We start from the raw sequence: 15,067 nt of genomic DNA on the forward strand, positions 1-15,067 counted from the left end.
TAAGCTTGATAGCGTACTCGTGTGCCATAATATTCATATATATGTGCCAAAAGCAGAAAACTTTCGGTACTATTTAGGTAACAAATTTGTTACAATGATAAACGGTATGATGAAATAGAGAAGTTTTTAAAGGAAATGCATGGAATATGTCGAATGGTTATTAGGTTATGCGTAATATGATTAAGCAGCGGGAAGTGATCGAGTGATTGAAATGCAGGATGTGTGGAAGACCTATACTAACGGAACCCACGCACTTCAAGGAGTATCGGTCAGAATTGACCGTAATGAATTTGTATACGTAGTCGGCCCGTCTGGAGCGGGGAAATCGACTTTTATGAAGCTTATTTATAGAGAAGAAGTACCTACCAAGGGGCAAATTTCAGTCAATGGTTTTAATATCGGGAAGCTCAAGCAGCGTAAAATTCCCTACGTTCGTCGTAACATCGGAGTCATTTTTCAGGATTTCCGGCTTTTGCCGCGTTTGACGGCTTATGAGAATGTGGCTTTTGCTATGGAAGTTATTGAAGCTCCCAAGAAGCTGATTCGCAAACGGGTACCAGAAGTGCTTGAACTGGTTGGCTTGAAAACAAAAATGAATCGTGAGCCTGCCCAGCTTTCCGGTGGGGAGCAACAGCGTGTAGCGATTGCACGGGCCATCGTAAACAATCCTTCCGTGATCATTGCCGATGAACCTACGGGAAATCTGGACCCCGAAACATCGTGGGAGATCATGCAGTTGCTGGACGAAATTAATTTTCGGGGTACGACCATTGTGATGGCGACCCACAATAAGGACATCGTGAACTCCATGCGTAAACGCGTAATTGCCATTGAGAATGGCAACATCGTAAGGGATCAGGTAAGAGGGGAGTACGGATATGACTTTTAACACCTTCTTACGTCATGTGCGGGAAGGTTTCAAAAACATATTCCGCAATGGCTGGATGTCCGTGGCATCCGTCACCTCGATTATTGTGTCATTACTTATATTGGGCGTATTTATCATGCTGGTGCTCAACGTCAATTCCCTGGCTGATCAGGCAGATAGTCAGGTGGAGGTTAACGTATTTCTGGAGCTAAATGTAGAGCAGAATATGCGTGAAACGCTGCAAAAGGAAATTGCGGGGATGCCGGAAATCAGCAAAACGACCTTTGTGACTAAAGCTCAGGGTTTGGAGGAGCTGCGCAAAGATTTGGGAGACAGCGGCAAGGAGCTGCTGGAGGGTTTTGACAAGGACAGCAATCCACTCCCAGACAAAATTGTGGTAGAGGTTATTGAACCAACAACGGTTCCATTTGTGGCCGAAAAGATTGAAAAGCTGAATACGTTGCATCCAGAGAAGCCGATTTTAAAGGTTCGTTATGGAAAAGGCACCGTAGAGACGCTCTTTACGATTACGAAGCTCATTCGTAATGTAGGCTTTATATTCGTCGCCGGACTCGCGATCATGTCCATGTTCCTCATCTCGAATACGATTCGCGTGACCATATTGGCACGACGCAGAGAGATTGGCATTATGAAGCTGGTCGGTGCGACCAACTTTTTTATACGCTGGCCGTTTTTTATCGAAGGCGCGCTTATTGGTCTTATTGGTTCCCTTATTACTGTAGGTATTTTATTTACTGGCTATCAGCGTTTGCTGACCGCCGTTCAGGGCGATATAGCTCTGAATATGTTGAAGCTTATGCCACTTGAAGGCATTTGGATTCAGTTGAGTGCATTGCTGATTATTTTGGGGATGCTGGTCGGAATTGTTGGCAGTACCCTGTCCATGCGCAAGTTCTTAAAAGTATAAAGAAGCGTTGGCTGGACGTCGTGGTCGATATCAATTAGAACGGGGAAGCCCGGTGTTATTTTGCGATAAAGGATGGGGAGTGCAAGTTGAAAAAAACAGGATCTGTGTTGGCCGCTACCTTGGTAGCCGCATTGCTAATCCAGCCTTCTGACGGATATGCCAAAAGCATGAGTGAAATCAATTCGCAGCTGAACCAATTGGAAAAGCAGGCCCAATCTGCCAAGCAACAACAGGAAAAGGCTGCTCAAGATAAACAGTATGCTCAACATTACAAAAATAAAACCGTGCAAAACCTGAAAATTGTGCTTGCTCAGATTAACAGCGTCAGTGATCAGCTGACTCGTGTTGCGGTACAGATTGATCAAACGGAAGATAATCTGCGTGCGACCAAAAAAGATTTAGCTGAGGCCATTGATCGTATCCAGTCACGGGAAAAAATGCTGGAAACTCGTGTGCGCTTGATGTATACGGATGGAACCGTCTCATATATGGACGTGCTTATGTCTTCGTCCAGTTTTAGTGACTTTCTCAGCCGGGTAGATTCCCTGAAAACGATCGTGGAGCAGGATCAAATCCTGTTGGACGAGCATAAAAAGGACAAGGCACTGGTCGTAAGCAAGAAGAAACAGCTGGACACGGAATATAAAAATGCCAAGAAGCTGTATGCGCTCAAGCAGGACGCCAAAGCAGAACTGAATTCGAAAGAGAAAGAGAAGCAAAGACTGATTTCCAATTATGATCATGATATAGCTGAGTCAGATGAAATCAGCGAAGAGCAAAATGACATGCTGGTAGCACTCGCTAACAAACGTGTGGGTCTGGTGCAGGAGAAGAACAAGCTCAGAGCGGAGCAGGCTGCCAAGGCCGCACGCGCTAGAGCGGCTGCACGTGCGGCTGAGGCCAAACGATATGCGTCTTCATCCTCAGGCGCCGCCTCGAATTCCAGCCATGCGGCAGCCAGTACGTATACAGGCGGAACGGGCACATTGGCTTCGCCTGTATCCCATTACCGACTTTCATCTACTTTTGGCATGCGGGTACATCCGATTACTGGCAAGCTTAAAGGCCACACAGGTGTTGATATGGCGGCTCCGCAGGGAACCGATATTCATGCAGCCGAAGATGGTGTTGTCATTGTTGCCGAATGGTGGAGTGGCTATGGAAACACAGTTGTGATTGACCATGGAGACGGGCTATGGACCCTATACGGACACATTCGCAATGGCGGTACGGTGGTTCATACCGGGCAGACTGTGAAACGGGGTCAAAAAATTGCAGAAGTTGGTTCGACGGGCAATTCCACAGGACCTCACTGTCATTTTGAGGTGCGCGAAAATAACAAACCTGTAAATCCGATGAACTATTTATAGTAGATAAGGTAGCCCTATTTATAGCCATTACGGTTGTAGATAGGGCTTTGCTGTAATGGTTAATATCCGATGAAGAACATGTGCATTGAGACACGGAGTAGGATACAATTAACATATTCCGTACAAGCTAGACGTATACTTCGTGGATGGACATGCGTTGTAAGGTAATAGGATACAAGATAATGAGAAGGCGGTGGACGATTAGATGTTGAAAAAAAGTACAGCGATACTCTTGATGGTGATCGGGCTGCTTGGCGGCAGTCTGCTCACTTTTGCCTATACTGGAACGACTACAGTAGGGAACAGCGCTCTGGGCGAAGGACTGCTGGCGAGTGTGACAGGTAGCAGTTCTACCTCCAGAAGTGATATCCGCAAAATCGAGACGGCGATGGACCTGATTCAGGGACAATATTATCAGGATGTGGATCGTACCAAGCTGGTGGATGGCGCCATCAATGGTATGATGGAGTCGCTTGGCGATCCGTACTCCTCTTATATGGGTAAAGAAACTGCACAACAGTTCGAGCAATCCATTGAAGGTTCTTTTACCGGGATCGGAGCCGAAGTAGCTGCCGAAAACGGGAAAGTAGTTGTAGTCACGCCAATTAAAGGCTCCCCGGCAGAGAAGGCAGGGTTGCGCTCTAAGGATATTATTTTGTCTGTTAATGGTGAAACACTGGACGGATTGGATCTAAACAAGGCCGTTTCCAAAATCCGTGGACCTAAAGGCAGTCAGGCGAAAGTCAAAATTCAGCGCAGTGGCTCTCCTGATCCGCTCGAATACACGATTACCCGTGACAACATTGATATGGAAACTGTAACGGCTCATATGGAAAGCGACGGTGTAGGCGTCATCACGATCACCCAGTTCTCCTTGAATACAGCAGAACGTTTCAAGGAAGAGTTAGCGAAGCTCGAAAAGCAAGGGCTTAAAGGGCTCGTCATTGACGTGCGTAATAACCCGGGCGGCGTGCTTTCCGTCGTCATTGATATTGCACAGCAATTTGTACCTTCCGGCAAAACGATTGTACAGGTGGAAGACAAGAATCAGAAGCGTGAAGAAGAGAAATCCAAAGGTTCACGCAAAAATTACCCTGTGACTTTGCTAATGAATAAAGGTAGCGCAAGTGCGTCCGAAATTCTGGCAGGTGCTCTCCAGCAATCAGCGGGTGCCGTGTTGATTGGGGAAAATTCCTTTGGTAAAGGTACTGTACAAACCAGCTATGACAAGCAAATGGGTGACGGTAGCCTGCTCAAAATCACGATTGCCAAATGGTTAACGCCAAATGGAACGTGGATTCATAAAAAAGGGATTAAGCCGAATATCGCGGTGGAACAGCCTGAATACTTCACAGCAGCACCGTTGAACAAGGAAAAGTCCCTGAAATACAATATGAATAGCAGTGATGTGAAAAATGCACAAATCATTCTGCAAGGCTTGGGTTACAACCCAGGTCGCGAGGATGGCTATTTTGACAAAGTAACTGAAAGCTCTGTTATTGCTTTTCAAAAACAAGCGAAGCTGACGGCTAGCGGCATCATTGATGCGAAGACAGCAGCAGCGATGGAAGCCAAGCTGATTGAGAAAATTCGTGATCCGAAAAATGATAATCAACTCAAGCAGGGGATTGAAGAGATTCGGAAGGAAATGAAGACAAGCGCAGCGAAATAATAGTGAGGCTACAACAAGGGGGCTGGAAACAGCCTCCTTTTATATTGGAATTTATTTGAAGACTGTCGGTTTGTCTTCCCTACGTTGGCAATTTCATATAGAATGAATGGATATGAAATGTACGTGATCCGCTATACAGCGGGCCAGGGGCATAAGGAGTGTGAATGGACTTGGAATGGGCATTACAATGGGGATGGAGCGTCTTAAATGCTTGCTTGTACCTGCTTTTGCAGCCGTTTTATTATATCTCGATACTCATTGTCGCACTTGGTTATCGTCGGCAAATGCTGCTGGAGCGCAAGCTATTTCATACCAAAATGCATAGCTGGGCTGCAGAGACTTGGCGTGTCGTATGGAGTGGTTTGCTTGCTGGAATGGCGCTATCTGCTCTGGGAATGTTCGTCAGTGTGCATCTGAACTCGGCTTCCATCGTGTGCCTGTGGGTAGCGACATTACTGCTCATGCTGGTACGCGTCCGTTACCTGTGTCTCGCTTATTCGGTAGGTCTGCTAGGTGTGGTTCAATTTTCCCTAAACGTGGCCAGTGGCTGGCAACCTGGGGGAGCGCTCGGAACATCAGTAGCAGCCATCCGCGGATTGGATATTCCAGCACTGTTGGTGTTGGTCGCCGTGCTGCATGTGGCTGAGGCGCTGTTGGTTCGCTGGCAAGGGGGGAAGGCGGCCACTCCGCTGTTTGTCGAGGGCAAACGGGGAAGATTGGTTGGCGGTTATCGTATGGAAGACCTCTGGCCCATTCCGTTGTTGTTGCTGGTACCGACTCAGGGAGGATTCACGCTTCCCTGGACACCTTTGTTCGGCGGCGATGCCGGAACTGGGTATATGCTGGCAGCCTTGCCAGTCCTGATGGGCTTCAGCAGCGTGACGCTAGGCCAGCTACCACGACAGAAGGCGGTACTTACTTCGAACCGTTTGCTCATGTACAGTGTGGCTTTACTTCTGCTGAGTTTGCTGGCTGCATGGTGGAGTCCGCTGATATTGTTAGCAGCGTTATTCTCCTTTCTGGCTCATGAGGCGCTGATCTGGTATGGTAATATAGAGGAAAGTCGCCTTAGCCCGATGTTTGTCCATCCAGAGCAAGGGATGCGTGTTCTCGCTGTGCTGCCAGACAGTCCGGCGACAGCCATGGGCATACTGCCGGGCGAGGCCATTTACCGCGTGAATGGGATTGTTGTGAATACCCGTGCCGAGTTACATCAGGCCTTGCGGATCAACTCTGCTTTTTGCAAGCTGGAGGTACGCAATCTGCAGGGCGAGAGCAAGTTTGTGCAGCGAGGCATGTACGATGGCGATCATCACCAGCTAGGGGTCGTGCTTGCACCGGATGCAGACGCGAGCTGGGCCGTATCCATACAGCCAGCCTCCATCTATCGGATTGTTGCCATGCATATAGGCGCACGACGACGTAAAGCTGGACAGGCATCGCAGGCAGAGAAGGCACATTTGGATACCATGGACAAATAGATGTTACAATAAGAGGGTAGTCATTATTTGATTAGAGTCGAATAAGGCTACGCTCTTTTTATATGCCGACAGTAGCCTGCTTGAAATCAATATTCTGATCGGTATACAATGAATATGTAATAAGAAGTGTTGATGAACCGAATGCCTATCATGTGTGTCAAGCAGGGAGAGGAAAAGATGAACGCGATCCACTTTATTCGAGAGTACATCAGGCATCCACGCAGCGTAGGCGCTGTTATACCCAGCTCAAGACAGTTGGCCAGACAAATTGCCACACCGATTTACTTTGACAAAGCATCGTGCATTATTGAATATGGTGCAGGGACCGGTGTGTTTACGCAAGAGCTTATTTTGAACAAGCGTCCAGAAACGCTACTTTTAGTGATTGAAGCTAATGAATCGTTTTACAAAACGCTACAAAGCAAGTACGGACACTTGGAGAGGGTACACATTATTCATGGATCGGCTGAGCATGTAGCGCAGTATATACGACAGTATGAGGTCCCAAAAGTGGATTATGTCGTGTCAGGGCTCCCTTTCACCAGCTTGCCCGCTGCATTATCCAGCCTCATTTTGGGACAAACGGCTGAGGTTTTGGGCCAGGAAGGCAAATTTATTACGTTCCAGTACAGCAAGGTCAAACACAATTTTTTTCGCACCTTTTTTGCTGACATTCAGATTAAAAAGGTAAACTGCAATGTCCCGCCCGCTTATGTGTTCACTTGCAGCCTGTAACCTTGCAGCTATGTAGAGGATTAGAATAAATACGATGTGTATATACGGATGGTTATGAGAAGACTTGGTCAGCGTCATTGAGATGCTGAAACGGTCTTTTTTTGTTGTGCACTTTTATGGATATATAAGGAGGGGATATGTTAAAAAGCAAAATTCATTTAAGGAATCATATTTTAAAATGGGGCTTAACCTATATATTACATAAGATGGAACCTGCTAGATTTTTGTAAGATTCATGATAAATCTGAACTTTTGTTAAAGGAGATTTATATATGGTAAAACCGCTGATATTCATGCGTTGGTGTGAGTACTATAAGTTAAGTGACCGTGAGACGGATTTTGTATCTTTTTTTATGATGAATTTCTCGGCTGCCCGTTCAGGCAATCAACCGAAGCTTAGGGAGCAGTTTGTTGAAATTCAGAAAAAAACCTTTCCTGAATACCCGTTTGATATTACCCCGGAAGAACTGGATTACTCCAAATTCGAAGGCTTGATGAAGCAAGTGTTGAAAATTCATTTTGACACGGCCGAGCTGCTATACTCCTTCTATCTCCAAAAACTGTGCGCACCTTTGGCAGAATACATTTTATCCACTGGAGAGTCAGAGCCTGCACGCATCTATTATAAGCTTATTCAAAAGGATAAAGTGCGCTAGGGAAGACGAGTGTGGATGAGCAAGAGCTATTGGGATACCTCAAACTATATGGTTATTTAAGAAATTAATACTAGTTAATTAAAATAATAGTTAAAAATGTCAATATACCTTTGTGTTAAGGTAATATTATAAATCCAGTTTCAAAGAAAGAGGGTGTTGTTTTCGGCTGGAACATTTCAAGCACGGATATGACGCTGCAACGGAACGATAAGCACGTTTGGGGACAGGGAAGGGGCCTTAAAGCCTCAAGGAGGGGCATTCGTATGGGTGCCGCTCTTTTTAAATTGAAGGGAGGAAAACGGCATGAAGGCGAAAAATAGTAGTAGTATTTGGTCCAAACGTTCCAAATGGCTGCCTGTCGTCATGGCATGCACGATTATAGTAGGGGGGGCTCTACCGACTCCAACTGTAGTTCACGGTCAAACGGCAAAGACCGTTACCATTAAAGTTGATACATCCAAGGATCGTAAGCCTATTAGCCCTTATATTTACGGTACGAATCAGGAGTTGGCAGGCGATGAGAATCTGACTGCCAGACGACTTGGTGGCAATCGAATGACCGGATATAACTGGGAAAACAATATGTCCAATGCAGGAAGCGACTGGATGCAGTCCAGCGATAGCTATTTATGCGACAACGCCGGATTGACAAAAGCCGAATGTGAAAAGCCAGGTGCGGTGGCAACCTCGTTTCACGATCAATCGCTGAAGCAGGGCACATATTCTTTAGTCACACTGCCGATGGCCGGTTATGTGGCCAAGGATGGAAACGGAAGTGTGCAGGAAAGCGAAAAGGCTCCTTCCGCTCGGTGGAATGAGGTCGTAAACGCTAAAAATGCGCCGTTTCAATTGCAGCCTGATCTGAAAGACAATCAGGTTTATGCGGATGAATTCGTCAACTTTTTAGTGAAAAAGTATGGCTCTGCTTCAACAAAAACAGGTGTGAAAGGATACTCGCTCGACAATGAACCCGCTCTCTGGTCGCATACGCATCCGCGCATTCATGGTGAAAAGGTCGGAGCGAAAGAGTTGGTAGACCGGTCGGTAAGTTTATCCAAAGCTGTTAAAGCAATTGACGCGGGTGCGGAAATTTTTGGACCCGTTCTTTACGGTTTTGGCGCCTATAAAGATCTTCAAACTGCACCTGATTGGAACTCTGTAAAAGGCAACTACAGCTGGTTCGTGGACTATTACCTCGATCAAATGCGCCTCAGCTCGCAAGCCGAAGGCAAGAGATTGCTGGATGTCTTTGATGTACACTGGTATCCTGAAGCGATGGGCGGAGGCATACGAATTACAAATGAGGTAGGCAACGACGAGACGAAGAAGGCCAGAATGCAGGCGCCTCGTACCTTGTGGGACCCGACCTACAAGGAAGATAGCTGGATCGCTCAATGGAACAGTGAATTCTTGCCTTTACTGCCTCGATTAAAGCAGTCGGTGGATCAGTATTACCCGGGAACCAAGCTAGCTTTGACTGAGTATAGCTATGGCGGCGAAAATGATATTTCCGGCGGTATCGCTATGGCCGATGTGCTGGGCATCTTGGGCAAAAACGACGTTTATATGTCAAACTACTGGAAGTTAAAGGATGGTGCCAACAACTACGTTAGTGCCGCTTACAAGCTTTACCGCAATTATGACGGAAAAAGCTCTACTTTCGGTGATATCAGCGTTCATGCGCAAACGTCGGATATTGTTAATAGCTCGGTGCATGCTTCCGTAACGGATGCATCCTACAAAGAACTGCACCTCGTTGTCATGAATAAAAGCATGGACAGTGCATTCGACGCCCAATTTGATCTTTCCGGCGAGACGACTTACGGTTCCGGTAAAGTATGGGGCTTCGACAAAAATAGCTCGCAAATTAAGGAAGCATCGCCAATCACGCAAATTTCAGGCAACCGCTTTACCTATACAGTACCGCCTTTGACGGCTTATCACATCGTGTTGACTGCTGGCAATGATACGACTGTGCCACCTGTGGAAGGTCCTGAAAGCTTTGCGCTGAGGGCTGAGGCTGGCGATGGGAAAGTCGATTTGTCCTGGGACGCTTCCAGCGAAGTTGTAAGTTACAGTGTACAGCGGGCAACGTATGAAAACGGTCCTTTTACTGCTGTAGCATCCAACTTGGTCGAAACGTCTTATACGGATACTAACGTAACGAACGGCACTTCTTATTATTATAAAATAACCGCAAAAACAAAGGCGGGAACGAGCGAATCCAATGTTTTGAAAGCGGTTCCTCGAACGCCTGTAGACGGACAAGATCGCTATGAAGCCGAAGATGGCACGCTGAAGGGAACCATTGTGGAATCCAGCGGGACCGGCTTCTCCGGTACTGGTTATGTAACTAATTTCCACAATGCAGGGGATTCCCTGACGATGACGATTCAGGCAGAGGCGGCAGGCTTGTACAATCTTACAATCGGCTACCGTTCTCCTTATGATGACAAACGTACGAATTTCTCTTTAAACGGCAAAGCGTTTGGCGAGCTGATACTTTCGAAATCGGCTGATTTTAAAGAAACTTCCGGAGGCAAGCTTCTGTTGAATGCAGGGGCGAATACGATCGATTTTGAAACAGGCTGGGGCTGGTATGATATCGACTATGTCAAGCTGGAGCCAGCTGCTGACCGTCCACCGCATGCGGTAACCAAAACGCTCATCAATCCGAATGCGACGGTAGAAGCAAAAGCATTGATGAACTACCTGGTTGATCAATACGGCAAGAATATGCTCTCCGGTCAAGAGGATATGCCCGAAATTGATTGGCTTCAAGCAAATGTAGGTAAAAAGCCGGCTATTGCAGCGCTTGACCTAATCGACTACTCGCCAAGCAGAGCGGAACACGGTCTTAGTTCCACAGAGACGGAAAAGGCGATTGAATGGGATAAGCAAGGGGGCATCGTTACCTTTGCGTGGCACTGGAACGCGCCGAAAGGTCTGATCGATACGCAGGGAAAAGAATGGTGGAGAGGCTTCTATGCCGATTCGACTACATTCGATATCGAATATGCGATGAATCATCCAGAGTCCGAAGATTATAAATTGCTTATTCGCGACATCGATGTGATTGCAGGGCAATTGAAGAAGTTGCAGGATGCGAAAGTTCCTGTCCTGTTCCGTCCTTTGCACGAAGCGGAAGGCAAATGGTTCTGGTGGGGCGCCAAAGGCCCTGAGCCTGTTAAAAAATTGTATATTTTAATGCATGACCGTTTGACTAAAGTGCACAAATTGAACAATCTGATCTGGGTCTGGAACTCTGTTGCTCCCGACTGGTATCCGGGAGATGAGTATGTGGATATTTTGAGCTTTGACTCTTATCCGCAAGCAGGCGACTACAGCCCGCAGATTGCAAAATACGAAGACCTTGTTACATTGGGCAAGGACAAAAAGTTAGTTGCCATGAGCGAAAACGGACCTATTCCAGATCCTGATCTGATGAAGGCGTATCAAGCCCATTGGAGCTGGTTCGCTACATGGTATGGGGATTTCCTGAGAGACGGCAAACAAAACAGTCTTGAGCATCTGAAAAAAGTGTATAATCATCCGAACGTCATTACGCTTGATAAGCTCCCGACTAACTTAAAAACGTATGGCATTACCGAGCAACCATCAGTACCGGGCAGCTTCACGCTGAACGCAGCGGGCGAAACGGCGAAAGTAAAGCTGAGCTGGACAGCATCGGCGAATGCGGCAAGCTATGAAGTGAAGCGTTCGACGGCTGAAAACGGTACGTTCGCCACAGTAGCGAGCGATGTATACGGAAGTAGCTACATCGACACAGCCGTAACGGCAGACACGATGTACTATTACCAAGTCGTAGCGAAGAACGATGCAGGTCAAACGGTTTCGAACACTGCTAGCGCAGCGCCGAAAGCGGATACTCAGCAGCCAACAACGGGACTGGTGCTCCAGTATCGCACAGCGGATACAAATGTGAACGACAATCACTTGAACCCGCATTTCCAAATTTTAAACAAAGGTACAACCTCCGTACCGATCAACGAGTTGAAAATTCGCTACTACTACACGATCGACGGCGACCGCGCGCAGACATTCAACTGCGACTATGCGACGCTGAGCTGCTCGAAGCTGAATGGTAAGTTGGTTAAAATGGATAAAGCTGCAACCGGTGCTGATTATTATTTGGAAGTCAGCTTCAACTCGGATGCAGGCGTGTTAGCACCTGGAGGAAGCACGGGCGGAATTCAAACCCGTATTCATAAAGCAGACTGGTCGAACTATAACGAAAGTGACGATTACTCGTATAAAGCCACGCAAACTTCATATGCCGATCATACGAAAGCTACGTTGTATCATAATGGCGTACTTGTTTGGGGAACCGAACCGACAGCTAGTTAAGGAGGATTTTACGAGAATCCGCGAGAGCATCTCTCTTACAAGTGTGGAGAAGGAAACGCGGTGCGTAGAGCAGTTGTAGCGAGCAGCCAGTCGCTGGAAATCCACCAGTGACTGGTTATTTAGTTTCGCTTGAATCCCAATTAAATTGAGTTACAGTAAGTGATATAATCTCGAACTGTCTATACAACGATTGTGTCGTTTACACATGAGATTTTCGAGATAGAACGTTTCAGACTTTAATTTGAAATGAAACGAATTCGATGGGGGATGATCAGTGGGCACTCCTTTACGGGACATGCTCATGGTAATGCCTTTTCCCTTTCCTACAGCTGGGTATACCTGAGATGTATATGCGCTGTCTTGACCACTGTGGAGCAGCACACTTACTTATTCGGGAAGTTGACTCAGTGTATCTAAAACAAAGGACGTATCTTGCTTACCCGCTATACTGTAAGCCACAATTTCCCCGTTGTACAGATCTAGATTACTGGAGAGCACTGCATTTTACCGCCAATAGGTAATAGGTGATGCCCGTGACGAGTTTACACAGGGACGCCCTGCATGAAATTGCCGCTTTCATCTTTATTTCTAAGGGGTAACTCACTCCAGTAGTCAACGCAAAGCACCTCCAAGGTTATCCCCCAAGCTTACGACAGGGTTGCATTCTCTTGAAAGTGTTTTTATGTATCTCACGCTATAGGGGCAATCCTCCCCAGTCCCAAGTAGAGATTTTACTTTAGGTACATAGCAAATTGGGACAAATTAAAATTTCCCATATTCACCTGACTTATCTGAGTTGTTGTCTAAAAGCTCACTCTCTGACGAGAAAAGTTCCTTTAAAATCCGATAAGCTTTATTTTGATCCGCTTCACTCTGCTGGGAAAGGATATGAATGCATTCCCATATCCAGGGCTGACTTTTGAGTTCTTTAAAAGGATTAAAATCAAAAAATGCAAATACATTGGTGTCTAGCGCTTCGGCTATTTTCTCCAAAGTTTTAATTTGTACATTGACCTCACCGCGCTCCAACTTGCCGATATAGGAACCTGTTGAATCGGATGCTTCTGCTAACTGTTCTTGTGTAATACCCCGCAATTTTCGAAATTGACGGATTTTCGTTCCTAATAGTTTCGTTGTTTCCATAGACACCCACACTCCTATAGTAAGAGTGTAGACAAAGCTAGATTAAGCGTGGAGGTAATTAAATTACCTTAATTATTCGATATTTAGTTCTTGTAAGAACTATTTTAATAAACATCAAATTCCATAATATAATAAAACAGTGTAGAAAAGGGGTTGACCGTCATCCAATTTATTCATATAATTTCTAGTATATTGTAATTGATTGTCGAGGAGGGTGATTTTTTTTAAAATCCTCTGAATACGCCGGGGGTGTTTTTATTGGAAAATGCAACCACGATCCGTTCGGAAATTGAGAAAGAATTAAAACTAGGTGGCTACACTTTTAATAGTTTTGGACAAGCTACGGGGCTTAACCGGGGCATATTTAGTGCTATGCTTAACGGCAATCCGCCTAAACCTATCTCGGTAAGACAAATGGACTTGATTACCAAAGCGTTTAATTATCCAGAAGGCTGGTTGTACGACCTGTATGTGGATGAATGTTTTTATGATGGAAGACCACATTGGAAAAGGGTCAAGCCGTTCCTGATTCGTTGTGTTGAAGTAGGAAATCTGCGATGCGTGGAGAAAGTGCTCTCACGCTTAATGGAAGATCTTAACCACATTCCAACAATCTTTGCTTTGGCAGAGGAGCTTTATGAAGAAGGAAAGTTAAAAGAGGCAATTCCTTTCTATGAATGTGTCATTGAAAATGAGAAATACCAACATTCAGAGAGGTTGGCAATTAGTCATTATAGAATTTTTTCAATCTCTGTTAGTGAAAGTATGGAAAGAAATTTGGAGGCCGCACTAAGATTTGTACCCTTTAGAAATCGGGTACCCTTAGAATATCATTTAGATGGTTTGCTTAAACTGTTAAATCTTTATCACAATTTGCATCAATGGAAAGAAGCAGAGCGTTATGCGGATGAATTAAGAGCGCTTACAACTATTGTATGTAAAAGTAGAGAAACTAATAAAAAGAGTTTTACATTGAAAACTGAAAGACATTTAGTTGTCTACTATGGTCAAGGTTATTTGATGAAGGGAATTGCATTGGAAAAACAAGAAAGATATGAGGAGGCCATGAAGTATATTTCTGGCTATGCTGATTTGAGTTGGTTTGAAGATTTAGGGGAAATTGGACAAAAAGAAGTACAAAAGTTCACCCTTTGGGCAAATGCTAATCAACTTAGCTTGAAAATTCTTATGGGCGATACAAGTAGTTTACCAATGTATATTCAATTTCTGAAAAATAACCCACCCGAGATTTTGTTGGGTTTATTAACGATAGTAGAGTCGGCTAACAAGCACGGTTTTTTAATTGAACATATTCTCCAACAGTTTTCTCATGAATTGGCCTCATTTAATAATGAATTATCTATGAAAGCCAGCTACTATAAACAGTCGTTTAGTTACGACACATATGCTGATTTATGTTTTCAACTGGCTATCTATATGTTTAATAACCTTTCCCATGAAAAAGGCATCTATTATGTTTTAAAAAGCTTGAAGAAATGTCTGGAAATCAGCAGTAAAGAAAAGTTTATGATTTGTACAGCATTATTTGAAAGGTTTAGAAACAAAGCAACAAAAGACCAAAAATCAGAATATGAAGGTATCATGGAGGAGGTTTTAATCAATGCGAGTAAAAAACCTTAAATACATGCTGATTATGGGTTTTTTTAGCTTTTTAGCATTCTCTCATAACATTGTTGTTTTTGGACATGGTGCAGGAGGTTAATAGTTATCAAAAAAGCCAATTCAAAAGAATTGGCTTTTTTGATTCATCCCGTTAAAGGGATGAATTGGGTTTTATTATATTTTTAACCTGTAGGGAAGGTATCAGCTTGTAAACTAATGTAAA

Annotated in this window: 10 protein-coding genes; 9 read left to right on the plus strand and 1 reads right to left on the minus strand. The window is 45.1% G+C overall.

Going from position 1 to position 15,067, the window contains the following annotated elements; genetic code table 11:
• Nucleotides 1–202: 202 nt before the first annotated feature.
• The 8 genes from ftsE (at nucleotide 203) to C1T21_RS05165 (ending at nucleotide 12,078) form a co-directional block, all read left to right on the plus strand.
• The gene (gene ftsE, locus C1T21_RS05130; RefSeq protein WP_023990620.1) at nucleotides 203–889 is read left to right on the plus strand and encodes a cell division ATP-binding protein FtsE; all 687 of its coding nucleotides are present in this window, start codon (nucleotides 203–205) and stop codon (nucleotides 887–889) included.
• Nucleotides 879–1,796: a permease-like cell division protein FtsX gene (ftsX, locus tag C1T21_RS05135; RefSeq protein ID WP_103047463.1), complete on the plus strand. Its 918-nt coding sequence runs from the start codon at nucleotides 879–881 to the stop codon at nucleotides 1,794–1,796. The genes ftsE and ftsX overlap by 11 nt, the downstream gene beginning before the upstream one ends.
• Before the next feature lie 86 nt (nucleotides 1,797–1,882).
• Nucleotides 1,883–3,166, plus strand: coding sequence for a M23 family metallopeptidase (locus tag C1T21_RS05140; protein ID WP_023990619.1), 1,284 nt, complete (start codon nucleotides 1,883–1,885; stop codon nucleotides 3,164–3,166).
• A 205-nt stretch (nucleotides 3,167–3,371) separates the two neighbouring features.
• Entirely contained in the window at nucleotides 3,372–4,838 is a 1,467-nt protein-coding gene (locus C1T21_RS05145; protein WP_103047464.1) for a S41 family peptidase, read from the plus strand.
• 164 nt (nucleotides 4,839–5,002) lie between these two features.
• On the plus strand, nucleotides 5,003–6,319 hold the full coding sequence (locus C1T21_RS05150) for a PDZ domain-containing protein (RefSeq protein WP_103047465.1): 1,317 nt from the start codon (nucleotides 5,003–5,005) through the stop codon (nucleotides 6,317–6,319).
• A 177-nt stretch (nucleotides 6,320–6,496) separates the two neighbouring features.
• Complete coding sequence (locus tag C1T21_RS05155; protein ID WP_103047466.1) at nucleotides 6,497–7,054, plus strand: class I SAM-dependent methyltransferase; 558 nt, start codon at nucleotides 6,497–6,499, stop codon at nucleotides 7,052–7,054.
• 272 nt (nucleotides 7,055–7,326) lie between these two features.
• Nucleotides 7,327–7,710: a hypothetical protein gene (locus C1T21_RS05160; RefSeq protein ID WP_029514546.1), complete on the plus strand. Its 384-nt coding sequence runs from the start codon at nucleotides 7,327–7,329 to the stop codon at nucleotides 7,708–7,710.
• 303 nt (nucleotides 7,711–8,013) lie between these two features.
• On the plus strand, nucleotides 8,014–12,078 hold the full coding sequence (locus C1T21_RS05165) for a glycosyl hydrolase (protein WP_103047467.1): 4,065 nt from the start codon (nucleotides 8,014–8,016) through the stop codon (nucleotides 12,076–12,078).
• Between the two features lie 762 nt (nucleotides 12,079–12,840).
• Here the strand turns inward: C1T21_RS05165 and C1T21_RS05175 are convergent.
• Nucleotides 12,841–13,221, minus strand: coding sequence for a helix-turn-helix domain-containing protein (locus tag C1T21_RS05175; protein ID WP_103047468.1), 381 nt, complete (start codon nucleotides 13,219–13,221; stop codon nucleotides 12,841–12,843).
• A 258-nt stretch (nucleotides 13,222–13,479) separates the two neighbouring features.
• On the opposite strand from C1T21_RS05175, the gene C1T21_RS05180 reads away from it, so the two are divergent.
• Complete coding sequence (locus C1T21_RS05180; RefSeq protein ID WP_103047469.1) at nucleotides 13,480–14,862, plus strand: DNA-binding protein; 1,383 nt, start codon at nucleotides 13,480–13,482, stop codon at nucleotides 14,860–14,862.
• Nucleotides 14,863–15,067: the final 205 nt, after the last annotated feature.

The organism is Paenibacillus sp. F4 (assembly GCF_002894905.1).
GTDB lineage: Bacteria > Bacillota > Bacilli > Paenibacillales > Paenibacillaceae > Paenibacillus > Paenibacillus polymyxa_B.

What these genes read in the sequence shown, in the direction of transcription:
- C1T21_RS05160 (WP_029514546.1), top strand. Translation starts at nt 7,327, where the DNA reads ATGGTAAAACCGCTGATATTCATGCGTTGGTGTGAGTACTATAAGTTA.
- C1T21_RS05150 (WP_103047465.1), top strand. Translation starts at nt 5,003, where the DNA reads ATGGACTTGGAATGGGCATTACAATGGGGATGGAGCGTCTTAAATGCT.
- C1T21_RS05175 (WP_103047468.1), bottom strand. Translation starts at nt 13,221, where the DNA reads ATGGAAACAACGAAACTATTAGGAACGAAAATCCGTCAATTTCGAAAA.
- ftsX (WP_103047463.1), top strand. Translation starts at nt 879, where the DNA reads ATGACTTTTAACACCTTCTTACGTCATGTGCGGGAAGGTTTCAAAAAC.
- C1T21_RS05155 (WP_103047466.1), top strand. Translation starts at nt 6,497, where the DNA reads ATGAACGCGATCCACTTTATTCGAGAGTACATCAGGCATCCACGCAGC.
- C1T21_RS05165 (WP_103047467.1), top strand. Translation starts at nt 8,014, where the DNA reads ATGAAGGCGAAAAATAGTAGTAGTATTTGGTCCAAACGTTCCAAATGG.
- C1T21_RS05145 (WP_103047464.1), top strand. Translation starts at nt 3,372, where the DNA reads ATGTTGAAAAAAAGTACAGCGATACTCTTGATGGTGATCGGGCTGCTT.